Below are 25,805 nucleotides of genomic sequence, written 5' to 3'. Positions count from 1 at the left end.
GATTGTCGTTACAGAAGGTTAATTACGGTAATATCGATTCGATTCTAACAAACCATACTGCCATGAGTTCCACAGTCACGGCCGAATTCCAGAGTTACATGTGTCTCATTTGCGGCTTCATCTACGACGAAGCCGCCGGTCTGCCGGAAGAGGGCATCGCGCCCGGCACGCGCTGGGCGGACGTACCGCCCAACTGGACCTGTCCGGAGTGCAGCGCACGCAAGGACGACTTTGAAATGGTCCAGATCTGACCAGCCGACGGCCGTTTCCGCAGCGTGCGACCCGCGTCGCTGTCTGACGGCGAACGGCACAACATCGCGGCATCGATCGTCGCGCACAAGAACGGGAGAGCATCTTGGCTGAATCGGGTGGCAGTGCCGGCGTCAAGGTGATGGTGATTGACGACAGCAACACCATCCGACGCAGTGCCGAAATCTTTCTTGTCCAGGCGGGATATCAAGTCGTTCTCGCGGAAGACGGCTTCGACGCGCTGTCGAAGATCAGCGACCATCATCCGCAGGTGATCTTCTGCGACATCATGATGCCGCGTCTCGACGGTTATCAGACCTGCGCACTTATCAAGAAAAACCCCAGGTTTGCCGCTACTCCTGTCGTGATGCTTTCTTCGCGCGACGGTCTGTTCGACCGCGCGCGCGGCCGGATGGTCGGCTCGGACGAATACCTCACCAAACCCTTCACCAAGGACAGCCTGCTGCAGGCAGTGTCGCGTCACGCGCGCAACGGCGCTGACTGACCCGCCGGCGCTCACCGAACGCGGAGCCACAATGGCCATCAAGCGCATCATGGTGGTGGACGACTCGCCCACCGAACGCCATGTACTGAACGACTTCCTGACCCGCAAGGGCTTCGAGGTCATCATCGCCGAAAACGGCGAGCAGGCCATCGAGAAAGCCAAGGCCGAGAAGCCCGACCTCATCCTGATGGATGTCGTGATGCCCGGCGTCAACGGCTATCAGGCGACGCGCACCATCACGCGCGAGGACAGCACGCGCGACATCCCGGTCATCATGTGCACCAGCAAGGATCTGCCGACAGACCGCATCTGGGGCATGCGGCAGGGTGCGCTCGATTACATGGTCAAGCCGGTCAATCTCGAAGAACTGCTGGGCCGCATCCAGCAGCTGGGCGCGGCGGGCAACGATGGCTAGGACATCGCTGCGCGAATTCGAGGAAGAGCTGGCCCGCAAGCTGTCCGACACTTCCGGACAGACCAGCGCGCGCGCGCTGCTCGGCGTGCAGGCGGGCGACGAATGGTGGCTGGTCGATCTGGCCGAATCCGGCGAGATCCTGCCGGTGCCCGCGCTGACGCCGGTGCCGCTCACCCGCAGCTGGCTGCGCGGTATCGCCAATGTGCGCGGCCTGCTCTACGCGGTGAATGACTTCGCCGCATTCCAGGGCGGCGCATCGACCGGCGTAGCCGGCGAAACGCGGCTGCTGCTGCCACACGCCAAATTCGGGACCAACAGCGCGCTGCTGGTGTCCCGCGTGCTCGGCCTGCGCGCACTCGAAGATTTCGAAAGCGCTGATATCGGTCAGGCCGATGCCCGGCCCTGGGTGTCGGCCCGGCTGGTCGACACCCAGGGCCGCGTATGGCTGCGGCTGGATCCGCGGCGCCTGTACGCAGACTCCGGCTTTGCCGACGTGGCGGCCTGAACCGAATGCCGGCCCTGCTCGCGAGTCATCCCGCCGCCGGCTGTCGCCGCTCATCCGGCGAAGTGCCTGGCACCCCCCGCGGTTGCGCACGCCGGGCCTTGCCTCGGCTCCGTTTTCCGGCCCCGTTCCGGTTTTCCGCCTGGTTCTGGTTGTCGTCCTGGTTCTCGTTCTTTTTCCCAACGCAATGTAGTCCCCGAGGAAAGTCCCGATGGCGTTGAACATTCCTGGACTGAAATCCGCTGCGCCGTCCGACAGCGGAAGTGCGCCCTTGAATCTGGCGGATGCCGCGGGGTTCCTGCGTGGCCGGTTGCCGCTGATCGGCCACCTGCCGCTCGGTCAGCAGGTGAGGTCGCTTGCCGTGATCTTCCTGCTGTTCATCGCGCTGGCGGCCCTGCTGGTGTGGCAGGACTGGCGCGGCACACGGCAGAACGCCGCACACATCCATGCGGCCGGTCAGTTGCGCACGCTGCTGCAGGGCATCACGAAATCCGCGCCGCAGGCCATGGCGGGACAGGCCGGCGCCCTGAGTGAGTTGTCGGCCGGTCGCACCACCGTGACGGCCCTGCTCGACACCTTGAATCGCGGCGGCGAAGTGGATGGTGTGTCGCTGCCAGCCGCCAGCGGCGCCGCGAAGGATGCGCTGCAGCAACTGGACGCCGCATGGAGCGGCCAGGACCGCAACGCCGCCCTGCTGCTCGGTCAGCAGAAAACCCTGCTTGCGCTGGGCGAAGCGGGCCGCGCACTCGATGCCTCGGCAACGCCGATGATGGCCGCGCTCGGCCGCATCGCCGCCCAGCGCGGTGCACGCGATGGCGGGCTCAGCCTGTCGTTTGCCGCCAGTGTCGGTCAGGCAAGGGCCGCGATCCATGCACTCACCGCCGCCGTGCCGGCGCCGGCCGACACCCTGGACACGCTTCTGCGCGCCCTGCCGGCGCTGCTCGACAGTGCAGCCCAGCTCGAACAGGGCGCCGAGGGCGAGCCGCGCGAAGCCTTTGCACAGGCGCGCAGCGGACTGATGCAGCGTCTCGCCGAGCTGGCGACGGCGCTGGACAAGCCGGCCGACCTGGTCGCCGCGAGGACCGCGGGTCTGGCGCTGATGGCCGGCGCGCCCGCGCTCACGGCGCCGGCCGATGCGCTGGCTGCCATCTACTCGACGCAGCGCGATGCCCGTGCGTTGCGGATCCTTGGCGCGGTGCTGTGCGTGCTGCTTGCGCTGGCCAGCGTGTTCCTGATGGTGCGTGCCTACAACGAGGACCAGCACCGGCAACGCATTCTTGTCGAAGGGTCGCGCGAAGAGGCGAAGCGCGAGAAGGACACGACGCAGCAGGCCATCCTGCGCCTGATGAATGAAATGGGCGATCTGGCCGACGGCGACCTGACGGTGCGTGCGACGGTGTCGGAGGACATCACCGGCGCCATCGCCGACTCGGTCAACTACACCATCGAGGAGCTGTCGGTGCTGGTGAAGCGGATCAACGACGCCGCCGGCCGTGTGGCCGAAGCGTCGGAGTCCGCACAGCGCATTTCGACCCAGTTGCTCACGGCCGCCGAGCGGCAGTCGCGCGAGGTGACCGAGTCCGGCCAGTCGGTGCTCGCCATGGCGAAGTCGATGAATGCGGTGTCGGAAGAGGCAACCCGCTCGGCACAGGTGGCGCGCCAGTCGCTGGCTGCGGCACAGAACGGATCGAACGCGGTATCGAATTCGATCCGCGGGATGAACGACATCCGCGACCAGATCCAGGAAACGTCGAAGCGCATCAAGCGCCTCGGCGAGTCGTCGCAGGAGATCAGCGAAATCGTCGAACTGATTTCCGACATCACCGAACAGACCAACGTGCTGGCGCTGAACGCGGCCATCCAGGCCGCAGGCGCCGGCGAGGCCGGACGCGGTTTCACCGTGGTGGCCGAAGAGGTGCAGCGCCTGGCCGAACGGTCGGGCGAGGCGACCAAGCAGATCGCGGCGATTGTCCGCACCATTCAGACCGACACCCAGGACGCCGTCGCCGCGATGGAAAACTCGACCCGCGGGGTGGTCGAGGGTGCCCGCCTGTCCGATGCGGCCGGTCAGGCGCTGGACGAAATTTCTACCGTATCGACCGAACTGACCGAACTGATCGAAGCGATTTCGTCGTCGGCGCAGGTGCAGGCAGAACAGGCGACCCGGGTGGCGCACGGCATGCAGGGCATCCTGCGCATCACCGAACAGACCACGGTCGGCACCAAGCAGACCGCACTTTCCATCGGACAGCTGGCCGATCTGGCGGCTGAACTCAAAGGCTCGGTCGCGGGCTTCAAGGTATGAACACGACGCCCTCCACCCATCAGGATCTGGGCCCGCTGATCTGGGTCCGCGGCGAAATCGATCTGGCGCTCATCCGCGCGTCCGAAGCACTCGGCAACGAAGATCATCAGGCAGGCGCCGAGCCGCTCAAGTTCGCGCAGACCCATCTGCACCAGGCGCGTGGCGCGCTGGCCATCGTCGGTCTCGATGGCCTGACCCATTTCTGCGACGCACTCGAACAGGTGTTCGCCGACTGGCATGCCGGCCGTCTGGCCAGCAGCCGGGGGGCTGCATCGCTGGCCCAGCGCGCCATTGCGTCGGTGCGCGGTCACCTCGACGAACTGGTTGCCGGCGGCGTCGACCAGCCGATGCGGCTGATGCCGCTGTATCGCGACCTGATGGCGTTGCGCGGCGAAACGGTGGTGGTGCCGTCCGAACTGTTCTTCCCCGACCTCACCTTGCGGCCGCCGACGCCGGCCCAGCCGGCACCGCAACTGTCTCCACTCGACCGCGCGCGTGCGCTGCGTGCGGCGCGCAGCCAGTTCGAACGTGGTCTGCTGCGCTTTCTGCGCGACGATCGCGAAGGTCTGCCGCAGATGCGTCAGGCCATCGGTGCGATCGAACAGATGCAGTCGGCACCCGCGACCCGCGCCTTCTGGTGGGTCTGCGGTGCGCTGACCGACGGTCTGGCCCAGGGCGCCATCCGGGGCGATTTCTTCATCAAGCGGCTGTGCGCGCGCATGGACGTGCAGATGCGCCGCCTGCTCGAAGGCTCGCGCGGCGTGGCCGAACGGCTGATGCGCGATTCGCTGTACTTCATTGCCACCGCCGATCAGGTGACGCCGCACATCCGTCAGGTACGCGACACCTACCAGCTCGACGCCCTGCTGGCGCCAAGCGACATCGCCGGCCACGATGACTTCGGATCGCTGCGCCCGGCGCTGGCCGCCCTGCGCGAATCACTCGGGCAGGGCAAGGACGCATGGACCCGTTTTTCGTCGGGTGCGGCGGTCGGCCTGCCGCAGTTCCATGAACAATGCGAAGCCATGGTCGCCGCGGCAGCCCGGGTCGGCCAGCCGGATCTGGCGCGCCTGGCCGCCGCGCTGCTCGACCTTGGGCAGTGGCTGCGCCGCGATCCGCTGCAGCACACCGAAAACCTGGCGATGGAAGTCGCCACCGCGCTGCTGGTGATGGACGCACTGGTCGAACAGTTCAGCCGCGCGCAGAGCGAGGACCTGCCGAGCCAGGTCGACACGCTGATTGACCGTCTCGCGCGGGCGCGCCGCGGCGAGACCCTGCCGGCGATGCAGATCCCGCTGTTCGACGAAATGTCGCGCCGCGCCCAGGAACGTCTGTTCATGGGTCAGGTGGCGCGCGAAATCATGGCCAGCCTGGCCGACGTCGAACAGCAACTCGATGGCTATTTCCGTGACCCGTCTCGCGCAGCCGAACTGACGTCGCTGGCCGGCCCGCTGAAGCAGATCGACGGCGCCCTGAACATGCTGGGTCAGGACGCCGCCGTGTCGCTGGTGCGTCGCGCCGCGGCACAGATCGCCGACATGGCGAAGCCTGAGCACGAAATCGTCGACGGCGAGTTCGAAGCGCTGGCGCACCAGCTGTCCGGTCTCGGCTTCTTCGTCGACAAGCTGCAGTACGGTCCGGCCGACCTCGACCTCATCCTGAATCCGCGCAGTGCGGCACAGGATGCCGCCGACTCGGGCAACGGCGCCAGCGTCGAATCCGAACTGGCCCAGCGGCGCGAACAGGCGGCGCAACTGCTCGACCGGCTGTCGCACGGCGGCGCCGACGCGCGTACGCGCGATGAATTGCGCCAGGCGCTGGAAACCATCCGGCAGGACGCCAAGCTGCTCGCCGACGAAAAGCTCGAGCAGCGGGCCACCGAAGCACTGGCCGCGCTCAAGGCGGGCGAAGCGGTACCCGATGCCGCCATTGCCGACGCGGTGCAGGGCATCGGCCAGACGCCGCTCGAGTCGCTCGCGCCGTCGGCCGATACGGTGCGTCTGGCCGAAGCCAGCCAGGAGGATTTCGACGCCGAACTGCTCGAAATCTTCATCGAGGAAGCGCGCGAAGTGCTGGAGACAATGGCGTCGAGCACCGACGCCGCGCGGCTGCAGCCGCACAGCCAGGACCTGCTGACCACGCTGCGGCGCGGCTTCCACACGCTCAAGGGCAGCGGCCGCATGGTCGGCCTGCGCGATCTGGGCGAAGCGGCGTTTGCGGTCGAGCAGGTGATGAACCGCTGGCTGGGCAGCGAGCGCGACGGCACACCGGAACTGTTCGATCTGCTGGACGGCGCGCGCATGCTGTTCGCCGGCTGGGTCGACCGCCTGGCGCAGGGCGATACCCGTTCGCCGGAGCACGACTGGCTGCAGCCGGCCTGCGACGCGATACAGACGCACGACGCCGAGCCCGCTGCCGCGCCGGCCCCCGCAACACCGGCTGCAGACACGGTATCCGACGTTGTCGTCGCAGGCGGCGATCTCGACCTGGACATCGATCTCAATTTCGATCTGGAGGCGGACATGCCGGCCGCCGAACCGGTGACCGCCGGCGCCTTTGAGCCCGACACCGGCCTCGATTCGGTGACCAACATCGTCGCGCTGGACGCTCCGCTTGACGCCACGGGCGGCGATGTCGACCTCGAACTCGATTTCGACCTTGAGGCACCGGGCGTCGAACTGACGCTGCCGGAAAGCACGATAGACATCACGTCCGACATCGACGCCGAAGAGCGCGCACTCGATGCCGGCGCCGACCGCACGCTGTTCGACCTTTTTCTCGCCGAGGCGCGTGGCCACGTCGCCACGCTGCGGCGCGAACTGACGCGACTGCACATCAATCCGTCGCTGCGCCCGAGCCAGGACAGCCTGCTCGCCGCGCATACGCTGGGCGGCATTTCGCTCACCGTGAATCAGGACGACATCAGCGCGCTGGCGCGCGCGCTCGAACATGCGCTGCTGCGTTGCGAAGCGCGCGGCGAGGCACCGCAAGCCGACCAGTCTGCGCTGCTCAACAGCGCCGCCAGCACGCTGGAAGCGCAGATCGCCGCCATCGGCGGCGGTGCGATCGCGACCCCTGCGCCGGAACTGATCGCCCGGCTGGATGCGCTGTTCGGCGTCGCCCCCGTGGTCCCGGAGACCATCGAGGTGCAGGTGCTCGAACTGCCGGACATGGACATCACCCCGGTTGGCAATGTCACCGAAGTGCTGGCGGAAGCGCCCGAACCGCTGCAACCCGACGCGATCGACATCGCACACGACGTGACGGCCCCGGTCGAACCCGAACCGGACGTCATCGCAGACGAACTGCCGCCGGTGACTGCATTCGAAAAGGTCACGCTGCCGGATGAATACGTTCTTGCCGGAGCAGCCGGCAATGATGCGCAGCCGTTCGAAATGGCACGCCTGCCGATCGCCCGCGCCGCTGCGCCAGTCGAGAGTGGGCAGGCCTCCGTGGTACCGGATGAGATCGATCATCAGCTGCTGCCGATCTTCATCGAGGAGGCCCATGACCTGCTGCGGGAAATCGGCAGCGAACTGCGCAGCTGGCGCGACGACACCGGTGCGCTGAGTGCATCGGACGCATTGCGCCGGCAGCTGCATACGCTCAAGGGCAGTGCCCGGATGGCCGGCGTGATGCGCTTCGGCGATCTGGTGCACAGCATGGAAACGCTGATCGAACAGCCTTCTGCGCCGGACGATCGTGCGCTGCTGCTCGACGAGCTCGACCTCGGCTATGACCGCTGCGAAGAACTGGTGGCGAAGCTGGAACGCGGAGAAGCGCTGACTCCGGAGACCGTGGCGACCGAGGACGCGGCGGCCCCGACGCCTGCAGCCGAGGGCGATGCCGGCGCGGCGCGCGAGCGTCCGTCGGTGCGCGTGCGCTCCGACATGGTCGACCGCTTCGTGAACGAAGCGGGTGAAATGAGCATCGCGCGCACCCGGATCGAGGGCGAGCTGCGCTCGCTGCGTGGTTCGCTGAATGACCTGACCGAGAACGTACAGCGTCTGCGCAGCCAGCTGCGCGAGATCGAAATACAGGCCGAAAGCCAGATGCAGTCGCGCATGGCGGCGGCCGAAGCACAGCACGAACAGTTCGACCCGCTCGAAATGGATCGCTTCACGCGCTTCCAGGAACTGTCGCGCATGATGGCCGAAAGCCTGTCCGACGTGACCACGGTGCAGTACAACCTGGTGCGCAACCTCGATGCGGCCGACACCGCCATCCAGTCGCAGGCGCGGCTGAACCGCGACCTGTCGCAGGCACTGATGTCGGTGCGCATGGTGCCGTTCTCGACACTGGAAGACCGGCTGTACCGGGTGGCTCGCCAGTCGGCCAAGGAAACCGGCAAGAAGGTCAATCTTGAACTGACCAACACACGCATCGAACTCGACCGCGAAGTGCTGGAAAAGATGACCGGTCCCATCGAGCACCTGTTGCGCAACGCGGTAGCCCACGGCATCGAGCCACGCGCGACACGTGAAGCGGCAGGCAAGTCGGAAACCGGCGAAATCGTCATTTCGCTGACCCAGCAGACCAACGAGGTCGTCATCGAACTGGTCGACGACGGCGGCGGTCTGGCGTTCGAACGCATCCGCGCGCGCGCCATCGAACGCGGCCTGCTCGGGGCGGACGAGGAGGCGGACGAACGCCGGCTGATCGGTCTCATCTTCGAACCGGGCTTCTCGACCGCCGAACAGCTGTCGGAACTGGCGGGCCGGGGTGTCGGCATGGACGTGGTGAAGAGCGCCACGACCGCCCTCGGCGGCCGTATCGAAACCACGTCGGACGCCGGTCGCGGCACGCGTTTCAGGCTGTCGCTGCCGATGACGCTGGCGGTGACCCAATCACTGCTGGTGAGCAGCGGCGGCAAGACCTACGCCATTCCGTCGTCGATGGTGAAGCACGCACGCGAGCTGAGCGACGACGAAGCGGTTGCGCTCCGTCTGGCCGGTGGCCAGGACTGGATGGACCACCACTACACCTATCATTACCTGCCCCGCCTGCTCGGCAATGCCGATGCCCAGCCGGGCACCGGCACCTGGCTGCTGCTGCTCGGCGCCGGCAACGAACTGATGGCGCTGGAGGCAGACGGGCTGCGCGGCAACCAGGAAGTGGTGGTGAAGCCGGTCGGACCGCAACTGTCGCGGCTGGCCGGCATCGCCGGCGCCACCGTGCTGGCGGACGGCGAAGTCACGCTCATCATCAACCCGGTGTCGCTGGCGTCGCGCATCGGTCGCATGGCCGACCGACCCGACATCGTGCGCGCCGTGCCGGAAGTGCCGGAAGCCCTGCCGCCGCTGATCATGGTGGTCGACGACTCGCTGACCGTGCGCAAGGTGAGCAGCCGGCTGCTGGAGCGCGAGGGCTACCGCGTCATCACGGCGAAGGATGGTGTCGATGCGCTGGAAAAGATGGCCGACAAGCTGCCGGCGGTCATGCTGGTCGATATCGAAATGCCGCGCATGGACGGCTTCGAGCTGACGTTGAAGGTGCGCGCTGACGAACGCACGCGCGACATTCCCATCGTGATGATCACCTCGCGCATCGCCGAGAAGCATCAGGCCTATGCACGCGAGATCGGCGTGAACGAATATCTCGGCAAGCCCTACGACGAAACCCACCTGCTGCGGCGGGTGGCGGACTTCACCGGCGGCAGCGGCCGCAGATGAAACCCGGGGACGCCCTGCGCCCCCGGGTTTCACGCCCGCATCAACCCTTCACCGTGTCCAGACGCAGCTTGGCGTAACGGCCCGGCGCATCTTCGATCACCTTCAGCTTGCCCTTGGCCGGGTCGCGCGCGGGCACCATGTCGGCGTCGAGCGCGGTCACCCACTGCTGCCAGTCGGTCCACCATGAACCGGTGTGTTGCGTGCAGCCCTCCAGCCACGCGTCGGCGTCGGCTGCCAGCTTGGGCGAGGCATTGGTCCAGTACCCGTACTTGTTGGCGGCCGGCGGATTGACGATGCCGGCGATGTGACCGGAGCCGCCAAGCACGAAGCGGGTCGGGCCGGACAGCAGGGTGGCGCCGGTGTAGGTGCTCTTCCACGGCGCGATGTGGTCTTCGATCGCGGAGATGAAATACACCGGCTGCTTGATCTTGCGGATGTCGATCGCTTCACCGAGCACGGTGATGCCACCCGGCTCGCGCAGCTTGTTGTGGATGTACATCTGGCGCAGGTAGTAACTGTGCATGCAGGCCGGCATGCGGGTCGAATCCGAATTCCAGTACAGCAGGTCGAACGGGAAGGGCTCGCGGCCCATCAGGTAGTTGTTCACGACGAATGACCAGATCAGGTCGTTCGAACGCAGCATGTTGAAGGTGCCGGCCATTTCCGACCCTTCGAGATAGCCGCGCGAGAACATCTTCTTTTCCAGCCCTTCGACCGCCTTCTCATCGATGAACACGCCCAGCTCGCCCGGTTCGGAGAAGTCGATCAGCGTGGTGAAGAAGGTCGCGCTGGCGATCCGCTTGTCCTTCTTCGCCGACAGATAGGCCAGCGTGGTGGCCAGCAGCGTGCCGCCGAGGCAGTAGCCGGCAGCATTCACTTCGGTTTCGCCGGTCTGCTTCGTGATCAGGTCGAGTGCAGCCAGCGGGCCCTGTTCCACATAGTCCTCGAAGGTCAGCTGCGACAGCTTTTCGTCCGGATTGACCCAGGAGATCACGAAAACGGTGTGGCCCTGGTCGGTCGCCCACTTGATGTAGCTGTTCGAGTCGCGCAGATCGAGGATGTAGTACTTGTTGATCCAGGGCGGCACGATGAGCAGCGGGCGCTTGAACTGCTGTTCGGTCGTCGGATTGAACTGCAGCAGCTGCATCAATGCGTTCTCGCCCACCACCTTGCCCTGCGTGGTGGCCACGTTGCGGCCCAGTTCGAACGCCGTGGTGTCGGTCATGCGCACACGCAGCTGGCCGTCACCGTCCTCGATGTCGCGCAACAGGTTGTTGAAGCCCTTCAGCAGGTTCTGGCCGTGGCTGCGCACGGTTTCGCGCAGCACTTCGGGGTTGGTCAGCGCGAAATTGCTCGGACTGAATGCGTTGATGGTCTGGCGGGTGAAGAAATTGACCTTCTGCAGCGTGTGTTCGTCCATGCCTTCGACGTTGCTCACCACGTCATGGATGTGGCGCGCCGAAATCAGGTAGCTCTGCTTGAAGAAATCGAACAGGAAGTGGCTCTGCCACTCCTCGCCGCGAAAGCGGTTGTCGCCCTTGACCGGCGTGACCACCGGGGCGGCATCGACACCCATGAATTTCAGCATCGATTGCTGCCAGAGCGTGTAGTAGTCCCACACCAGCCCCATCTGCGCCTGCGCCAGCTTGTACGGGTTGGACAGCAGATGCGACGTCATGTCCATGAAGGCCTGGGCGATGCCCAGTTCGTCGGCTGGCGGCGTGATCCCGCGCTTGAGCTGTCGTTGCACGTGGTCACCGAGCAGCTTGGACGCACGTTCGGCAACCTGGGCATAGGTCTTGGCGACTTCTGCCGGATCAGGCAGGGACGACGCCTCGGGCTGTGTGGTGTCTTTGGTGGCTGGTTTATTCATGGCTCTGGCTCCCCCGGAAACTGGTTATGGCTGGGTGTAACGAAGCACGCCGTCCTGCTTCGGCAGGCGGCGCAGGCGACCCGTCTGCCACAGGTGGTTGAGGTGGGCAATCACCTCTCCCATGGCAAAGCGGGTCTGGAAACTGTCGAGTTCGCGCTTGAACAGCGATGGCAGCAGCGCCGCCGCGGTTTGCGGCTCGGCACACAGGCTCACGATCAATGCGAGGCGTTCTGCATGGTGCGCCTGAAGCGCATCCACGCGTGCGGCGATGCCGACATACGGATCGCCGTGCGCCGGCAGCACCACGGTGTGGTCGGGCAGCGCGCGAAAAAGTTCGATCGAATCGAGGTACTGACCGACCGCGTCCACCTCCGGCTCGTAGGCCAGCGTGGGCGTATTGGGCGAAATGCGCGGCAACAGCATGTCACCGGCGATCAGTACCGGATCGTTGGCGCGGTGGAAGGACAGATGCTCCGGCGAGTGACCGTAGCCCGCGATGGCGGTCCAGTCGTCACCGCCGATGCGCAGGGTTTCGCCGGGCAGGATGCGCCGCATCGCCACCGGCAGCTCGCCGACGACCTGCCGGTAACGCCCGCTTTCACGGCGCATGGCATCGGTGTGTCCGGCACCCAGACCGTGCAGGACGAAAAAATCCGCCATCAGACCCCGGTCCGACGCCGGTACGGTGCCGAACCAGGCCTGCGCCGTCATGTATTCGCCGAGCGACATCCAGATGCGTGCACCCGTCTGCTTCGCGAGCCACTCGCCCAGACCGAAATGGTCGGGGTGGCAGTGCGTGATCAGGATGCGCCGCACCGGGCGACCGGCGAGGTCGCCGTTCAGGGCGGCCGTCCAGTTGGCGCGCGTCGCGTCGTCGGGAAAACCTGCGTCCACCAGGGTCCAGCATGGTCCGTTGTCGACGCCGTCCCCCGCCTCGTCCTCGATCGCCCACAGATTCACATGGCCGGGTGCGAAAGCGACCGGCATGCGCAACCAGTGGACGCCGCGCGACACCTGCACCATGCAGCCGGGCGGAGGAGCGATCGCGGGATGAGGTTCGAGAGCAGACACGATGGGCAGCGCAGTCCAAGGCGTTGAATTCCTTGAATGGTAACCCGAAACGATCGTGCATTGTGCAGTGCAATATCGAACTGCTCCCGGAACGCGACGGTAGGCTTGCCAGGGTCTGTTGTCATTAAACTGCGGGCCAAGGCGCGGAACACCGGCGGCTGGTCGGCATCAGAGATCTGCGGGTCGTCCGATGACCCGAGTATCCGGAGGAAACAATGCGGAAAACGATGTGTGCGCTGCTGCTCGCGCTGTGCGGCCCGATGGCGTGGGCCGAGGACGAAGACCCGACGAAGTTCGTCACCTTCAGCCAGGATTTCGCCGGCCACTGCGTGTCGCGCAACTCGGTGCAGCTGCTGGTGGCGAACAGCCATCCGACGCGCACCGTCATGGTGTGGCTCGACCGCTTTCACATGAATGTGGGCACCGGCGACCGCTCGAAGACGGAAATGAAGCCGGGCGCCGAGCCGGTCCCGCTGGGCTGCTCGCGCACGCTCGACGGGCCGCAGGAGTGGCGTATCGCCCGGGCGAAGTTTCTCGACTGAGGTCCGATCCGGCGCCGGAAAACTTTGCGCGCCGCAAGGCTCGCCCCGCGCAGGGCGGCCGAGGCCGGGGCATACTCGCCGGTGCAGGCTTTCTCCAACCCGAATTTCGTACTGTCCGATGCGCGTCTGTGTGTTCTGCGGCTCCCGCGAGGGTGACCGCCTCCTCTATCGCGACGCCGCCGCCGAACTGGGCACGCTCATCGCGCGCGCCGGCCACGGCGTGGTCTATGGTGGTGGCAATATCGGTCTGATGGGCATCCTCGCGGACGCGGCACTGGCGGCCGGCGGAGAGGTGATCGGCGTCATTCCGCGTCACCTGCTCGATCGCGAAGTCGCCCATGGCGATCTGAGCATGCTGCACGTGGTGGGCAGCATGCACGAGCGCAAGGCACTGATGGCGGAACTGGCGGACGTCTTCGTCGCGGCACCCGGCGGCTTTGGCACGCTGGACGAACTGTGCGAAATTCTCACCTGGGCGCAGCTCGGATTGCATCGCAAACCGTGCGGCCTGCTGAATACCGCGGGCTACTTCGACCCGCTGCTCGCGATGTTCGATCACGCGGTGTGCGAAGGTTTTCTGAGCGCCGCGCACCGGCAGCTCATGCCGTCCGAACACCACGCGCAGCGCCTGCTCGACCGTCTGCTGTCCGCCGTCGTTTCCGGGGAGAATTCGCTGCATGAAGCCTGATCTGACGCGCCTGCTGTTCGCCTGTGCCTGCGCAAGCCTGCCCGCCGCCAGTAGCGCCGAGAGCGCACAGGTGCGACCGGTCGACCTGGTGCATGCGGTACCGCTGCTGACCGAAAGCGGTCGCGCCGGCTACAGCCGTTTCCTGCGCATCGGTATCCGTCCGCGCGCTTTTGCGCTGAACATGAACGGCGACTGGGCCTGGAATGCCGGAGAAGGCGCAGTGACCGACGCACTGGCGCGCTGCGAGGCGCACGGCCTGCCCTGCCAGCTGTACGCCGTGGACGAGGAGGTCGTGATGCCCGGCTTCGAACTGGGCGCGCCGCTGCGCGCGCTCGGCGGCCCGCTGGTACAGGGAGACCCGCAGTGACGCGCAACGCCGACGCGCTGGCGCTGACCGAGGTTGATGCCGGCATCGGCATCGTGACGCTGAATCGCCCGCACGCGCACAATCTGCTCGACGCCTCGCTCGCGCAGTCGCTGATCGGCGCCATCGACGATCTGGTTGCACAGCCGGCCGTACGCACCATCGTGCTGTCGGCACTGGGCGACAGCTTCAGCATCGGTTCCGATCCGCTCGAACTCGACCGCAGCGGCCTGATCGCCGTCGAACCGGCGCTGGCGGCGCGACTGCTGCGCAGCGTCGCCGAATGCCCGCGACCCGTGGTGGCGCGCGTACAGGGCCCGGCCTATGGGCTGGGCGCCGGCCTGATCGCCGCGTGCGACGTCGCCATCGCCAGTTTTGACGCCGAGTTTTCGTTCGACAGCGTCCATCTCGGTCGCGTACCGGCCGTCATCGCGCCGTACGTGATCGCCGCCATCGGACCGCAGCGCGCGCGCCGTTACTTCCTGACCGGCGAGCGCTTTTCGGCATCTGAGGCCTACCGCATCGGCCTGCTGTCGGAGCTGTCCGCGTCGGCTGAACAGCTTGACGATGCGATCGGCGAAGTGGTCGATGCGCTGCTGCTCGGCGGACCGCGTGCGCAGCAGCAGGTCAAGTCCCTGGTGCGTGCGCTCGGCCGGCCGCGGGTGGACGAAAAGACGCTCGATCAGGCGGTGGACATCGAGCACCGGCTCGATGCCGGTGCAGAGGCGCAGGAAGGTCTGGACGCGCTGTTCGGGCGGCGTCATCCCGGCTGGGTGCCGGCTGGCAGTTCGTGATGGCGGCGCTGCCCGCTGCCGTGCGCATCGTCGAGGTCGGTCCGCGCGACGGCCTGCAGAACGAAGCGGTCGCGCTGGATGTCGAGCGTCGGCTCGCACTGATCGGTCGACTGTCGGACGCCGGTCTGCGCGACATTGAAGCCGGTGCCTTCGTATCACCGCGCCGCGTGCCCAATATGGCCGGTAGCGGCGAACTGATGCAGCAGCTCCATCGTCGGCCGGGTGTCAGCTACCCCTGCCTGGTACCCAACGAAACCGGCCTCGATGCCGCGCTGGAGGCTGGCTGCACCGACATCGCGATCTTTGCCGCCGTGTCGGAAACCTTCTCGCAACGCAATACCGGCTGCAGCATCACCGAATCGATGGACCGCCTGGCGCGCGTGGCGGTACGTGCGCACGATGCAGGTCTGCGGGTGCGCGGCTACCTGTCGTGCGTCCTGGGTTGCCCCTACGAAGGCGCCATCCACGATGAAACCGTTGCCACGCTGTCGGCCGAACTGATTGCCATGGGCTGTCACGAAGTGAGCCTCGGTGACACGACCGGCGTCGGCAGTCCGTTCCGGGTGCGCGCGCTGATCGACCGCGTGGCGCGACGCGTGCCGCCGCCGCGGCTCGCCGGTCACTTCCACGACACCTGGGGCATGGCGGGGGCGAATGTCTACGCAGCCGCCCTGGCGGGCGTGACCGTGTTCGACGCCTCGGTCGGCGGATTGGGCGGCTGCCCGTTCGCGCCGGGCGCGACCGGAAACGTTGCGACCGAAGACCTTGTCTACCTGTTCGATGATGCCGGCGTGCACACCGGCATCGATCTGCAGAAACTGGTGGATGTGGCGTACTGGATCAGCGCGCAACTCGACCGTCCGGTCGCGTCGCGCGTGGCCCGTGCTTTCAACTCAAGACGACCCAAATGATTGCTTCACCCTGTACCGGCGTTTGCCAGCTTGATCCCGCCACGGCGCTCTGCCTGGGCTGCCTGCGCTCGCGCGATGAAATCGCCTGCTGGGGCTCGACAACGGACAGCCATCGCCTGCAGATCCTGGCCAACATCGGTCGGCGCGAAGCGGCCGGGCACCTGCGGATCATGCCGACGGATGGCTCGTGAGCGATTCAACCCGACTTCAGTTTGCGCGGGCTGACAGCCGGCGCTGCCGGTGCCGGCTCGGCGGGTGCGGGATACTCGCGGGCCAGCGGATCACTCTGCACCGGTTCGGTGCGCGGCCCCGAACGATCAGCATCCCGCTCGGAACGCCGCCTGTTGGCCTGACTGCGCTGAAGTCTGAGATATCGCATGCCGGGCTCCTTCGATGTGGACGTGCAGCGGGCGGAAATCCGGACACGGTGTGGCGACATGTCAGACCTTGCAGAAAATCGCCTGTGACGCCCCCGTCTGGATCATCATGGACGGCCTGTGGCGGACGGTCGAACAAGGGGTCCGGCGCAGGCCCGAGCTTCAAGCGTAGATTGCGGCCGGTCAGAGTCAAGCATGTTGCATGCATGAACATCCATTTGCAGGGTGAATCAAGGTGAATGAATTGCGGCGCGGCGCCATGCGCCTCGTACTGATCAGCGGCATGTCCGGTTCCGGCAAGAGCGTGGCGCTCAATGTGCTGGAAGATGGCGGTTTCTTTTGCGTCGACAACCTGCCGGCGCCGCTGCTGCCTCAACTGGTCGGACATTTGCGCGAGGCCGGCTACAGCCGGGTCGCCATCGCGGTGGACGTGCGTTCCGGCAAGAGCATGGAAGCGTTGCCGCCAATGATGGGGGTGCTGCGCAACGGCACCCAGTTGCAGACGCTGTTTCTCGACGCGCGCGACGCCACACTGATCGCGCGCTTTTCCGAAACACGCCGCCGCCATCCGCTGGGCGACGACCAGACCTCGCTCGGCGAGGCGATCCGGCGCGAACGCGAGTTGCTGGCGCCGATCGTCGAACTGGGTCATCGCATCGACACCAGTGACCTGCAGGCGTCGGTATTGCGCAAGTGGGTGCGCGACGTGGTCGAAGTCGACGAAGCGACCGGGCTGACGCTGATGTTCGAGTCGTTCGGCTTCAAGCACGGCATCCCCCTCGACGCCGATCTGGTGTTCGACGTGCGCTGCCTGCCCAATCCGTATTACGACGTCGTGCTGCGACCGCAGAGCGGACAGGACAAGCCGGTGATCGATTTCCTGGAAGGTCACGCAGAGGTGATCCGCATGCGCGACGACATCGCACGCTTCGTGCGCGACTGGCTGCCCTGCTATGTGAAGGACAGCCGGAGCTATCTCACCGTGGCCATCGGCTGCACCGGTGGTCAGCATCGCTCCGTGTATATGGCGCAGTGGCTGGCCGAACACTTCCGCAGCGCGGCGCGCGTACTGGTGCGCCACCGCTCGCTGGCTTCGGCGCATAAATGAAGGCAGTGCGGCCAGGCGACTGGCTGGTCATCGCCGCCGGCCTGCTCGCCACCGCGGCGACAGCGGCCGCGCAATGGGGCCGCAGCGCACCGGCCCTGGCACAGGTCAGGCTGGACGGGCGCATCGTGGCCGAATTGCCGCTGACCGGCACGCATCGCGTCGCCCTGGAGGGCGCCCTCGCCGCGCGCGGCCAGACGGTGATCGAAGTCGAACCGGGCAGGGCGCGCATCGCCGCCGATCCGGGCCCGCGCCAGTACTGCGTGCACCAGGGCTGGCTGACCCGCAACGGCAGCGTCGCGGTGTGCGCGCCCAGCCACATATCGCTGCAATTGGTCGGCCCGGACGGTGCACATGACACGGTGGCATTCTGATGTTGCCAGCCGCCACGACGCTGCAGGTCGAGCCGAGTGCGCGCGACCGCCGGCTGGCGCGTTACGCGGCGGCTGCAATCGCCGCGTCACTGGTCGAGGCGGCGATTCCGAGTCCGCTGCCGGGCGTCAAGCCCGGTTTGGCGAATATCGTCATCCTGATTGTGCTGGCGCGCCACGGCTGGCGCGACGCGGCCTGGGTGAGCGTGCTGCGGGTGGTCGCCGGCAGCCTGCTCGCCGGCCAGTTTCTCGCACCCGGCTTCTTTCTGGCCGGTGCCGGCGCACTGGCCAGTCTGGCGGTGCTCGGAGCGCTGCAGACCGTGTCCTGGCGCTGGCTCGGTCCGGTCGGCCGCTCAGTCGCGGCCGCGTTTGCCCACATCGGCGCGCAACTGGTGCTGGCGCGCCTGTGGCTGGTGCCGCATGACGGCCTGTTCAATCTGGCACCGGTGTTCTTCGGCGCCGCACTGCTGTTCGGCATCCTCAACGGCATCGTCGCCGCGCGACTGATGCAGGAGAAAACCTGATGCGCACGTCCCCCGCTGCACCGCCGACCGTCCTCGTCGCGCTGACCGGCGCCTCCGGCATGCCGTACGGCCTGCGCCTGATCGAATGCCTGCTCGGCGCCGGCTGCAAGGTGTGGCTGGTCTATTCGCAAGTGGCGCAGATCGTGGCCCGGCAGGAGATGGATCTGCTGCTGCCAGCCAATCCTGCGCAGGCCGCACGCGAACTGTCCGGACGTTTCAATGCCCCGCCCGGCCAGCTCGAAGTGTTCGGCCGCGAGGACTGGAACTGCCCGCCCGCCTCCGGTTCGAACCCGCCCGACGCCATGGTGGTGTGCCCGTGCTCGATGGGCACGCTGGCGGCGATCGCCCACGGCCTGGCGTCGAGCCTGATCGAGCGCGCCGCCGACGTGGTGATGAAGGAACGCCGGCAGCTCATCCTGGTGCCGCGTGAAACACCCTTCTCCACGCTGCACCTGGAGAACATGCTGAGCCTGTCGCGCAACGGCGCGGTGATCCTGCCGCCGTCGCCCGGCTTCTATCATCAGCCCCGGGGCATCGACGACCTGGTCGATTTCGTCGTGGCGCGCGTGCTCGATCAGCTGCGCGTGCCACACGATCTGGTGCCGCGTTGGGGCGATGCGCCAACGGAGTGAAGCGCCCGGGTTCGGTTCTCATCTGATTCGTGCGTCACGTTGCCCTCGGGCCGGTCGCGCAAGCCGTGCGCCACATGGCTGCACACGTGAGGGACGAATCAAATGAGAACAGACCCCAAAGCGCTGTCACACGCCTGACATGGAAATGAAACAAGCTGCAGGGCTCGTTCGGTCGCCCCCAGTCGGCGACCGGGCACCACGGGAGCGAGCATATGAAAATGGACAGCCAGACGCTGGATGGCGACATCACCCTGATCCGGCTGGACGGCCGGCTCGACATCGAAGGCGCGCAGACGCTGGATCAGCCCTTCACCTATCTGACCAGCACGCACCAGGCGAAGATCGCCGTCGACCTGTCGGACGTCAGTTTCGTCGCCTCGATCGGCATCCGGACGCTGCTCGCGGGCGCCCGGGGCCAGGCCGCGCGCGGTGGCAAGCTGGTGCTGTTCGGTGCCCAACCGATGGTGCTGCGCGTGTTGCAGACCGCCGGTGTCGATCAGTTGCTCACCTTGTGCACCGATCTCGACACGGCGCGCGCGGCGCTCGACGCCTGAGTCCGCTCGACATGCCTGCAGGGGGCGCCGATGCATAGCGCCCATGCGCGCCGCAGCCTGCGGCTGATCAACGACAGCGGCGCGATTTCCGCCGCCAGCGCCTGGCTGCGCACGCTGGGTGACAGTTTCGAGCTGGGCAGCGAGCTCACGTTCCGGCTCGATCTGTGCGTGTCGGAGCTGGTGGCCAACATCGTCAGCTACGCCTTCGAAGACGAGGCGCCGCACACGCTGGCGCTGGATCTCATCCTCGAACCGCAGTCGGTCAAGCTGGTCATTGCCGACGATGGCTGCGAATTCGACCCGCTCGCGCTGCCCGATCCGGTCGCTCCGGCCACGCTGGAAGAGGCGAGCGTGGGCGGCCTCGGCGTGCATCTGGTGCGCCAGTTTGCCGATCAGGTCAGCTACGAGCGCGTCGGCGCGCGCAACCAGCTGACGCTCGCATGGACCCGACCCGGCCGCGCCGGACCGGCTCAGGGCCGGGCACCGATCCGCCGCGGCATCGAACGCCGGCGCCGCCCCGCCCCAGCCTTCCCGCTGACCGCCGGCGATGGCGCGCGCATTGCCGCGGATCGGCGCAGCGGTGGCGAGCGGCGGGCACTCGGTTTCATTTCCCGCATCGAACTGTTCCGCGAAGTGCCGTACGCCCTGATCGAAGGTCTGCTCGCGCACTGCCCTCAGCGCGATTACCCCGACGAGTACGTCGTGCTGGCGCCCGGCGTATCGAACGAGCACGTGGCGCTGGTGCTGACCGGTCGGCTGCGCGTGCATCTCGATACGCCACAGGGCGGCGATTACAGCGTGATCGCGGCCGGCGAGTGCGCTGGCGAGCTGTCCATCATCGACGGCGAACCCGCCTCGGCCTGGGTGGTGGCCGAACCCGGTACCCGCCTGCTGCTGATCGATGCCCACCAGTTCTTTTCCGAACTGCTGCCACTGCCGCGCGTCGCGCGCAATCTGCTCGGCATGATGGCGGCGCGCATGCGCAAGACCAATCAGCAGGTCATCGACCGCGTACGAAACTCCATGCTGCTCGACCGGCTGCAGTCGGAAATGCGCACCGCGCAGGAAATCCAGACCGGCATGCTGCCAATGCGCTCGCCGCTGTTCCCCGAGCACTTCGAAATCGAATGCGAAGCGAGCATCCAGCAGGCGCGCGAAGTCGGCGGCGATTTTTTCGATGCCTTCTTCATCGACGAGAAGCGCCTGTTCGTCGCCATCGGCGACGTGTGCGGCAAGGGCATGCCGGCCGCGCTGCTGATGATGCGTACGCTGACCACGCTGCGCTCGGAAGCCGGCCGCAAGCAGGGCCAGAAGGGCCATCTCGAACGCGTGATGGAACGCATCAACCGCAAGCTGGCGCTGAACAACGACCGTCTGCTGTTCGCCAGCCTGTTCATCGGCCTGCTGGACACCGGCAACGGCAGCTTCCGCTTCGCCAATGCCGGTCACATGCGGCCGGTCATCGCGCGACAGGGCGAACCGGCTTCGCTGCTCAAGGTACCGCGCAACCCGATCGCCGGCATCGATCCGGCGATCGATTATGCGCTTGGCGAAACCCGGCTGGCGCGCGGCGACCTGCTGCTGCTGTACACCGATGGCGTGACGGAGGCGGAGAACGAAGCCGCCGAACAGTTCGGCGAAGCGCGCCTGCTCGCCGCCGTCACCGGCGCAGCGCGCGGCAGCGCGCTGCAGACCATAGGCGCGGTGCGCGACGCCACGCGCGCATTCTGCGGCGCACACGCCCAGGCCGACGACATCACGCTGCTGGCGCTGCGCTTTCTCGGACAGCCCTGAAGGTTGCCGCTGTAACCGTCGTGTCGCCGCTGCGTCACATCGCCTGAACACTGCGCACCTATCGTGAAGGCGACCCTTCACGGAGACCGCCTGCATGCTTCAGGTCAATACCGCACGCGAGCGGCGTGCCCAGCGCAATCTCAGCGTCACGCTGGCGAACTGCGAATCCGAAATCCTGGCGGCGCAGAAACTGCGCTGGCGCATCTTTGCCGAGGAACTCGGCGCGCGGCTCGAGACGCCGACGCACGGCGTGGACAGCGACCGCTTCGATCCGCACTGCGACCACCTCATCGTGCGCGATGACGACAACGGCCGCATCGTCGGCTGTTACCGCATCCTGGCGCCCGACGCGGCACGTCGCACCGGCGGCTACTACTCGGAAACCGAATTCGACCTCGGGCGGCTCGATCACCTGCGCTCGCAGATCGTCGAGATCGGCCGCTCCTGCATCGACCCGGACTACCGCAACAACGCCGCGGTGATCGCGCTGCTGTGGTCAGGCCTTGCGCGCTACCTGCTCGACGGCGGCTACCAGTACCTGATCGGCTGCGCCAGCATCAGCATGGCCGACGGCGGTCACAACGCCGCGGCGATCTTCAACAGCCTGAGCGAGCGCATGGCCCCTCCCGAGTACCGCGTGTTCCCCAAGGTACGCCTGCCGCTGGAGCGGCTGACACCGCATCCGGCCTGCGTCGTGCCGCCGCTGGTCAAGGGCTACCTGCGCGCCGGTGCCGACGTGTGCGGCGAACCGGCCTGGGACCCGGACTTCAATACGGCCGATCTGCCGCTGCTGCTCACCCTGTCACGGCTGGACGCGCGCTATGCCAGGCACTTCGTGCAGCGCGCTGCCTGAGCCGGGCACCCTGGTCGAACCATCGGGCAAACCATCAGGCAGAATGCGAGGACACGCGCCATGTCACTGATCGATATCTCAGCCGACTTTTTCGACGCATCCGCCTTGACCTTCGAAAGCCCGCCCGCCCGTCAGCCCGTCAGTAACGCCTCCGACCGCGGCCTGCGCGCCGGGCTGCGCATGAGCTGGCGGATTTCGCGCCTGGCCGTGCATCTGGCCGACGGCTGTGCACGCGTGGCGCTGATCTATCCGCTGGTGTCGGCGCGCACGCAACGCAAGATCAAGGCGCAGTGGTCACGCCGCCTGCTGCGCGTGCTCGGCGTCGAACTGCAGGCCGGCGGACCGTTGCCGCGTCCGGGCCAGCTGCTGGTGAGCAATCACATTTCGTGGGTCGACGTGTTCGTCATCAATGCGATTTCGCCGCTCGGCTTCGTCTGCAAGGACGAAATCCGCAGCTGGCCGGTACTGGGCTGGCTGGTCGCGCGCAATGAAACGGTGTTCATCCGGCGCACCAGCCGCAACTCCGCAGCCGAGGTACGCAACACGCTGGTCAGCGCATTGAGCTGCGGCCGCAGCGTCATGGTGTTTCCGGAAGGCACGACGACCGACGGACGCAGCGTGCTGCCGTTTCGCGCCGCGATGTTCCAGGCGGCGATCGACGCCGGCCGCGCGGTCAAGCCGGTCCGCCTGCGCTATCTCGACGCACACGGCGAGCTGTCCGAAGCCGCCCTTTACATTGGCGACACCACCTTCTGGCAGTCGGTGTGCCGGCTCGCGCGCGCACCGCGCACCGTGGCACAGGTCGAATTGCTGCCGTCGCTGCCCACGCACGGCCATACACGCCAGCATCTGGCCCGCACCACGCACGCCACCGTGTCCGGCCTCGAAGCCCCGGCAGCCGCCCACGATCCGGCCGAACCCGCAGACTGACGCCCTGCCGGGCGCCGCAGGGCGGCGCCCGGTCTATACTCGGCACGCCTGCCAGAACGGATGACCGACCGGTCATCGGGCAGCGCCGGAGCCAGCCGTTGAAGATCTTCCTGTCCTACGCGTCGGAAATCCGTGCGCGTGCCGAAGGCGTGAATGCCGCGCTGCAGGCCGCCGGACACGATGTATTCTTCGACCGTGAAGACCTGCCGGCCGGCCTGAACTACGACGACCGCATCCGCAGCGCCATCGAAAGCAGCGACCTGTTCGTGTTCCTGCTGTCGCCCGCAGCGGTTGCCGAAGGCCACTACACCCGCACCGAACTGAAAATCGCCCGCCGCCGCTGGCCGGACCCGGCCGGCCACGTGCTGCCGGTGATGGTGGACGCGACGCCGTTCAGCGCCCTGCCGCCCTATCTCGGCTCGGTCACCGTACTGGTGCCGGAAGGCAATCTGGCGGCCGAGGTCGTGCTGGCGGTGGCCGACATCGAGCGGCTGCCGTCCCCTGCACCGGCCGACCCCGCGGACGCGGTCCCGCCCCCGCCCGACATGCCCGACGCCGCACCCACCTATGCCTCGCTGAAGGTACGCTTTTCCTATGCCGAGGCCGGCCGCTACACGGTGGACATCAACAGCCCGACGACGGCCGACGGATTCAGCGGCGACTGTGCAATCGATGCACCGGCGATCGAGGACGCGATGCGCGGCGCACCGGTTGGCGACACCCTGCGGCGCCCCCCCGGCGCACTTGCCCACAATGGCCTGCCCACGGCCGCCCAGGCGCGCGACGCCGGCACCCTGCTGTACAAGGCCCTGTTCGGACCGACCCTGCGACCGGGCATCGAACACCGCCTGCGCGGCATCGATCCGCAGCAGGGCAAGGGCCTGCGCTTCGTCATCGACACCACCGACACGCCGGAACTGGGTCGCCTGCCCTGGGAGTTCCTGTACAGCCCGGAGAAGGACGACTTCCTTTTCTCCGACCGGATGAAGCCGGTGGTGCGCTGGCTCGATGTCGACGAACCCACGCCGACGCTGAGCATTGCGCCGCCGCTGCGCGTGCTGATCGCATTCGCCGCTCCGGGCGGTCTGGCGCCGTTGAGCATCGGCGACGAACTGGCGCGGCTCGACCAGGCGCTGGCGCCGCTGACCAAGCGCGGCCTGATCGGCATCACGCGGCTGGAGAACGCGACCCTGGAGCGGCTGGACGAAGCGCTGCTGACGGTGCGCCCGCACGTGCTGCATTTCATCGGTCATGGCGACTTCAACGGCGGCGACGGTCTGCTGCTGCTGGAAAGCGACACACCGGACCGCGCCCCCGATCCGCTGACCGGGCGCCGGCTGGGCGTGCTGTTGCGCAATCATCTGGCCAATCTGCGGCTGGTGTTCCTGAACAGCTGCATGGGTGGCGCGGTATCGCCGGTCGACCCGTTCGGCGGCATCGCGCAGACGCTGATCCGGCGCGGCGTGCCGGCGGTGATCGCGATGCAGTTCGCGATTCCGGACAAGGCTGCGGTCGAGCTGTCGCGCCACTTCTATCGCTACCTCGCCGCCGGACAGCCGGTGGATGCCGCGCTCACGTCGGCACGCGCCTTCCTGTTCGCCCGCGGTCACGAGGTGGAGTGGGGCGCACCGGCACTGCACATGCGCTCGCCGGACGGGCGGCTGTTCGCGATTGCCACCCCCGCGGTTGTTCCAGCTGCCCCCGCCGTTGCGCCGCCGGCCATCCCGATGGCCCTGCCCGCCGCCGAACCGGAGGCGGCCGTCCGTGAGCCCGCCGCGCCAGCCCCCGCTGCGCCGACCGTCGCGCCCGGACGTGCGCCACCCGCGCCACCCGCGCCGGCCCCCGAGCCGGAGTCTGCACCCGCAGCGGCGACGGCACCGATCGCCGCACGTTCGTCCCGGACCCTGCTGTACGGTGCGCTCGTCATGCTGGCGCTGCTGGCCATCGGCGTCGTACTGCTGACCTTCAGCGCGTCCGAAGACGCGCCCTCTCCCGGCGAGCTCGCCGGCACGGCACCGGCGGCCCAACAGGCGTCCGAACCCGAAACAACAGAGAAGCGCGCCCGCCGCGCAGTGGCCCAGGCGATCGCGCAGTTGCAAACCGGCAACGATGTCGCCGCGGCCGTCACACTGCAGGAACTGCTGCGGCGCGATCCGGGGGCGCTCGACCCGGCGTGGCTCGGTGCCGACGCACAGCGCCTGAGTGCGCTGCTGTGGGACGCCTCGCAGCGTGCCGCCGACCCGGCGCTGGCCATGCTGTTTGCGCACCTGTCCGGCTCGGTGGGCAATGTGGCCGCCAGTGCGGGTGAGCCGCCCGATGCCGCCGTCGAATCCAAGATCGAACCGGCCGCGGGCGCCTTCCAGGGCGAAGCGCTGTACACCGTGCGCCGCGGCGACACGCTGGAGGGCATCGCAAAGCGGCTGCTCGGTGATGCGCGCGAATGGGCGTTCATCCGCGAGCGGCACAACATCGCCAGCAGGTTCGTGCCCGGGCTGCGCATGATCGGCGACCCCGATCTTTTGCTGGCCGGCGAATACCTGGCCGTGCCGGTGACCGAAGACGACGCCGGCTTGCCCGGGTGGCCGTACCACGTGCAGCCCGGCGATACGCTGTGGGGCATCGCAACCCGCATGTACGGCCAGGGTCGGCTCTGGCCGCGCATTGCGGACGCAAACACCGACGCGGTGCCCGACCCCTCACGCCTTCAGCCCGGTCTTCTGCTGTTCGTCCCCGCCCCTGCGCGCTGAGCCCGTCACCCCGTTGACCCCGATCAA

The 25,805-nt window shown here is 67.3% G+C and carries 23 protein-coding genes; 21 read left to right on the top strand and 2 right to left on the bottom strand.

What is annotated here, in order from left to right; translation table 11 throughout:
• Positions 1-62: 62 nt before the first annotated feature.
• From ACTIFF_RS05870 to ACTIFF_RS05845, 6 genes are all read left to right on the top strand, one after another.
• On the top strand, positions 63-251 hold the full coding sequence (locus ACTIFF_RS05870) for a rubredoxin (protein ID WP_069038733.1): 189 nt from the start codon (positions 63-65) through the stop codon (positions 249-251).
• Between the two features lie 140 nt (positions 252-391).
• The gene (locus ACTIFF_RS05865; protein WP_019916126.1) at positions 392-754 is read left to right on the top strand and encodes a response regulator; all 363 of its coding nucleotides are present in this window, start codon (positions 392-394) and stop codon (positions 752-754) included.
• A gap of 31 nt (positions 755-785) precedes the next feature.
• Positions 786-1,169 carry a response regulator gene (locus ACTIFF_RS05860; protein ID WP_069038734.1) on the top strand — a complete coding sequence of 128 codons (384 nt, stop codon included), beginning with the start codon at positions 786-788 and terminating at the stop codon, positions 1,167-1,169.
• Complete coding sequence (locus ACTIFF_RS05855) at positions 1,162-1,674, top strand: chemotaxis protein CheW (RefSeq protein ID WP_439535987.1); 513 nt, start codon at positions 1,162-1,164, stop codon at positions 1,672-1,674. Before ACTIFF_RS05860 ends, ACTIFF_RS05855 begins: the two co-directional genes overlap by 8 nt.
• A gap of 208 nt (positions 1,675-1,882) precedes the next feature.
• A complete protein-coding gene (locus tag ACTIFF_RS05850) occupies positions 1,883-3,976 on the top strand; it encodes a methyl-accepting chemotaxis protein (protein WP_439535986.1) in 2,094 nt (697 codons plus the stop codon).
• Positions 3,973-9,648 carry an Hpt domain-containing protein gene (locus ACTIFF_RS05845; RefSeq protein ID WP_439535985.1) on the top strand — a complete coding sequence of 1,892 codons (5,676 nt, stop codon included), beginning with the start codon at positions 3,973-3,975 and terminating at the stop codon, positions 9,646-9,648. Before ACTIFF_RS05850 ends, ACTIFF_RS05845 begins: the two co-directional genes overlap by 4 nt.
• Before the next feature lie 40 nt (positions 9,649-9,688).
• On the opposite strand, the gene ACTIFF_RS05840 is transcribed toward ACTIFF_RS05845, so the two are convergent.
• Both ACTIFF_RS05840 and ACTIFF_RS05835 read right to left on the bottom strand, forming a co-directional pair.
• Positions 9,689-11,521, bottom strand: a complete 1,833-nt coding sequence (locus tag ACTIFF_RS05840) for a PHA/PHB synthase family protein (RefSeq protein ID WP_439535984.1) — start codon at positions 11,519-11,521, stop codon at positions 9,689-9,691.
• Positions 11,522-11,545: 24 nt separating this feature from the next.
• A complete protein-coding gene (locus tag ACTIFF_RS05835; RefSeq protein ID WP_439535983.1) occupies positions 11,546-12,592 on the bottom strand; it encodes an MBL fold metallo-hydrolase in 1,047 nt (348 codons plus the stop codon).
• Between the two features lie 215 nt (positions 12,593-12,807).
• Here ACTIFF_RS05835 and ACTIFF_RS05830 point away from each other — a divergent pair, with 215 nt between their 5' ends.
• From ACTIFF_RS05830 to ACTIFF_RS05760, 15 genes are all read left to right on the top strand, one after another.
• Positions 12,808-13,134, top strand: a complete 327-nt coding sequence (locus ACTIFF_RS05830) for a hypothetical protein (protein ID WP_439535982.1) — start codon at positions 12,808-12,810, stop codon at positions 13,132-13,134.
• 118 nt (positions 13,135-13,252) lie between these two features.
• Positions 13,253-13,822: a TIGR00730 family Rossman fold protein gene (locus ACTIFF_RS05825; RefSeq protein WP_439535981.1), complete on the top strand. Its 570-nt coding sequence runs from the start codon at positions 13,253-13,255 to the stop codon at positions 13,820-13,822.
• The gene (locus ACTIFF_RS05820; RefSeq protein WP_439535980.1) at positions 13,812-14,189 is read left to right on the top strand and encodes a hypothetical protein; all 378 of its coding nucleotides are present in this window, start codon (positions 13,812-13,814) and stop codon (positions 14,187-14,189) included. The genes ACTIFF_RS05825 and ACTIFF_RS05820 overlap by 11 nt, the downstream gene beginning before the upstream one ends.
• A complete protein-coding gene (locus ACTIFF_RS05815; RefSeq protein ID WP_439535979.1) occupies positions 14,186-14,980 on the top strand; it encodes an enoyl-CoA hydratase-related protein in 795 nt (264 codons plus the stop codon). The genes ACTIFF_RS05820 and ACTIFF_RS05815 overlap by 4 nt, the downstream gene beginning before the upstream one ends.
• Positions 14,980-15,891, top strand: a complete 912-nt coding sequence (locus ACTIFF_RS05810) for a hydroxymethylglutaryl-CoA lyase (RefSeq protein ID WP_439535978.1) — start codon at positions 14,980-14,982, stop codon at positions 15,889-15,891. The genes ACTIFF_RS05815 and ACTIFF_RS05810 overlap by 1 nt, the downstream gene beginning before the upstream one ends.
• Positions 15,888-16,082, top strand: coding sequence for a DUF1289 domain-containing protein (locus ACTIFF_RS05805; RefSeq protein ID WP_439535977.1), 195 nt, complete (start codon positions 15,888-15,890; stop codon positions 16,080-16,082). Before ACTIFF_RS05810 ends, ACTIFF_RS05805 begins: the two co-directional genes overlap by 4 nt.
• 445 nt (positions 16,083-16,527) lie before the next feature.
• The gene (gene rapZ / locus ACTIFF_RS05800) at positions 16,528-17,376 is read left to right on the top strand and encodes an RNase adapter RapZ (protein WP_439535976.1); all 849 of its coding nucleotides are present in this window, start codon (positions 16,528-16,530) and stop codon (positions 17,374-17,376) included.
• Positions 17,373-17,747, top strand: coding sequence for a NusG domain II-containing protein (locus ACTIFF_RS05795; RefSeq protein ID WP_439535975.1), 375 nt, complete (start codon positions 17,373-17,375; stop codon positions 17,745-17,747). Before rapZ ends, ACTIFF_RS05795 begins: the two co-directional genes overlap by 4 nt.
• Positions 17,747-18,268, top strand: a complete 522-nt coding sequence (locus tag ACTIFF_RS05790) for a Gx transporter family protein (protein WP_439535974.1) — start codon at positions 17,747-17,749, stop codon at positions 18,266-18,268. Before ACTIFF_RS05795 ends, ACTIFF_RS05790 begins: the two co-directional genes overlap by 1 nt.
• On the top strand, positions 18,268-18,900 hold the full coding sequence (locus tag ACTIFF_RS05785) for a flavin prenyltransferase UbiX (protein WP_439535973.1): 633 nt from the start codon (positions 18,268-18,270) through the stop codon (positions 18,898-18,900). The genes ACTIFF_RS05790 and ACTIFF_RS05785 overlap by 1 nt, the downstream gene beginning before the upstream one ends.
• Before the next feature lie 212 nt (positions 18,901-19,112).
• On the top strand, positions 19,113-19,454 hold the full coding sequence (locus tag ACTIFF_RS05780) for an STAS domain-containing protein (RefSeq protein ID WP_439535972.1): 342 nt from the start codon (positions 19,113-19,115) through the stop codon (positions 19,452-19,454).
• 30 nt (positions 19,455-19,484) lie between these two features.
• Positions 19,485-21,248 (top strand): SpoIIE family protein phosphatase, encoded by a 1,764-nt coding sequence (locus ACTIFF_RS05775; RefSeq protein ID WP_439535971.1) that lies wholly within the window; start codon positions 19,485-19,487, stop codon positions 21,246-21,248.
• Between the two features lie 94 nt (positions 21,249-21,342).
• Complete coding sequence (locus ACTIFF_RS05770; RefSeq protein ID WP_439535970.1) at positions 21,343-22,101, top strand: GNAT family N-acetyltransferase; 759 nt, start codon at positions 21,343-21,345, stop codon at positions 22,099-22,101.
• Positions 22,102-22,161: 60 nt separating this feature from the next.
• Positions 22,162-23,031, top strand: coding sequence for a lysophospholipid acyltransferase family protein (locus tag ACTIFF_RS05765; RefSeq protein WP_439535969.1), 870 nt, complete (start codon positions 22,162-22,164; stop codon positions 23,029-23,031).
• A gap of 98 nt (positions 23,032-23,129) precedes the next feature.
• Positions 23,130-25,778, top strand: coding sequence for a CHAT domain-containing protein (locus ACTIFF_RS05760; protein ID WP_439535968.1), 2,649 nt, complete (start codon positions 23,130-23,132; stop codon positions 25,776-25,778).
• The last annotated feature ends 27 nt before the right edge of the window (positions 25,779-25,805 follow it).

The organism is Methyloversatilis sp., from assembly GCF_051861465.1.
Lineage (GTDB): Bacteria > Pseudomonadota > Gammaproteobacteria > Burkholderiales > Rhodocyclaceae > Methyloversatilis.
The sequence above is the reverse complement of the archived record's forward strand: the minus strand, read 5'-3'. Positions and strand labels throughout refer to the sequence as shown.

Coding starts and splice junctions, on each gene's coding strand:
- ACTIFF_RS05870 (WP_069038733.1), top strand. CDS start 63: ATGAGTTCCACAGTCACGGCCGAATTCCAGAGTTACATGTGTCTCATT.
- ACTIFF_RS05865 (WP_019916126.1), top strand. CDS start 392: ATGGTGATTGACGACAGCAACACCATCCGACGCAGTGCCGAAATCTTT.
- ACTIFF_RS05860 (WP_069038734.1), top strand. CDS start 786: ATGGCCATCAAGCGCATCATGGTGGTGGACGACTCGCCCACCGAACGC.
- ACTIFF_RS05855 (WP_439535987.1), top strand. CDS start 1,162: ATGGCTAGGACATCGCTGCGCGAATTCGAGGAAGAGCTGGCCCGCAAG.
- ACTIFF_RS05850 (WP_439535986.1), top strand. CDS start 1,883: ATGGCGTTGAACATTCCTGGACTGAAATCCGCTGCGCCGTCCGACAGC.
- ACTIFF_RS05845 (WP_439535985.1), top strand. CDS start 3,973: ATGAACACGACGCCCTCCACCCATCAGGATCTGGGCCCGCTGATCTGG.
- ACTIFF_RS05840 (WP_439535984.1), bottom strand. CDS start 11,521: ATGAATAAACCAGCCACCAAAGACACCACACAGCCCGAGGCGTCGTCC.
- ACTIFF_RS05830 (WP_439535982.1), top strand. CDS start 12,808: ATGCGGAAAACGATGTGTGCGCTGCTGCTCGCGCTGTGCGGCCCGATG.
- ACTIFF_RS05825 (WP_439535981.1), top strand. CDS start 13,253: ATGCGCGTCTGTGTGTTCTGCGGCTCCCGCGAGGGTGACCGCCTCCTC.
- ACTIFF_RS05820 (WP_439535980.1), top strand. CDS start 13,812: ATGAAGCCTGATCTGACGCGCCTGCTGTTCGCCTGTGCCTGCGCAAGC.
- ACTIFF_RS05810 (WP_439535978.1), top strand. CDS start 14,980: ATGGCGGCGCTGCCCGCTGCCGTGCGCATCGTCGAGGTCGGTCCGCGC.
- ACTIFF_RS05805 (WP_439535977.1), top strand. CDS start 15,888: ATGATTGCTTCACCCTGTACCGGCGTTTGCCAGCTTGATCCCGCCACG.
- rapZ (WP_439535976.1), top strand. CDS start 16,528: ATGCGCCTCGTACTGATCAGCGGCATGTCCGGTTCCGGCAAGAGCGTG.
- ACTIFF_RS05795 (WP_439535975.1), top strand. CDS start 17,373: ATGAAGGCAGTGCGGCCAGGCGACTGGCTGGTCATCGCCGCCGGCCTG.
- ACTIFF_RS05790 (WP_439535974.1), top strand. CDS start 17,747: ATGTTGCCAGCCGCCACGACGCTGCAGGTCGAGCCGAGTGCGCGCGAC.
- ACTIFF_RS05785 (WP_439535973.1), top strand. CDS start 18,268: ATGCGCACGTCCCCCGCTGCACCGCCGACCGTCCTCGTCGCGCTGACC.
- ACTIFF_RS05780 (WP_439535972.1), top strand. CDS start 19,113: ATGAAAATGGACAGCCAGACGCTGGATGGCGACATCACCCTGATCCGG.
- ACTIFF_RS05775 (WP_439535971.1), top strand. CDS start 19,485: ATGCATAGCGCCCATGCGCGCCGCAGCCTGCGGCTGATCAACGACAGC.
- ACTIFF_RS05770 (WP_439535970.1), top strand. CDS start 21,343: ATGCTTCAGGTCAATACCGCACGCGAGCGGCGTGCCCAGCGCAATCTC.
- ACTIFF_RS05765 (WP_439535969.1), top strand. CDS start 22,162: ATGTCACTGATCGATATCTCAGCCGACTTTTTCGACGCATCCGCCTTG.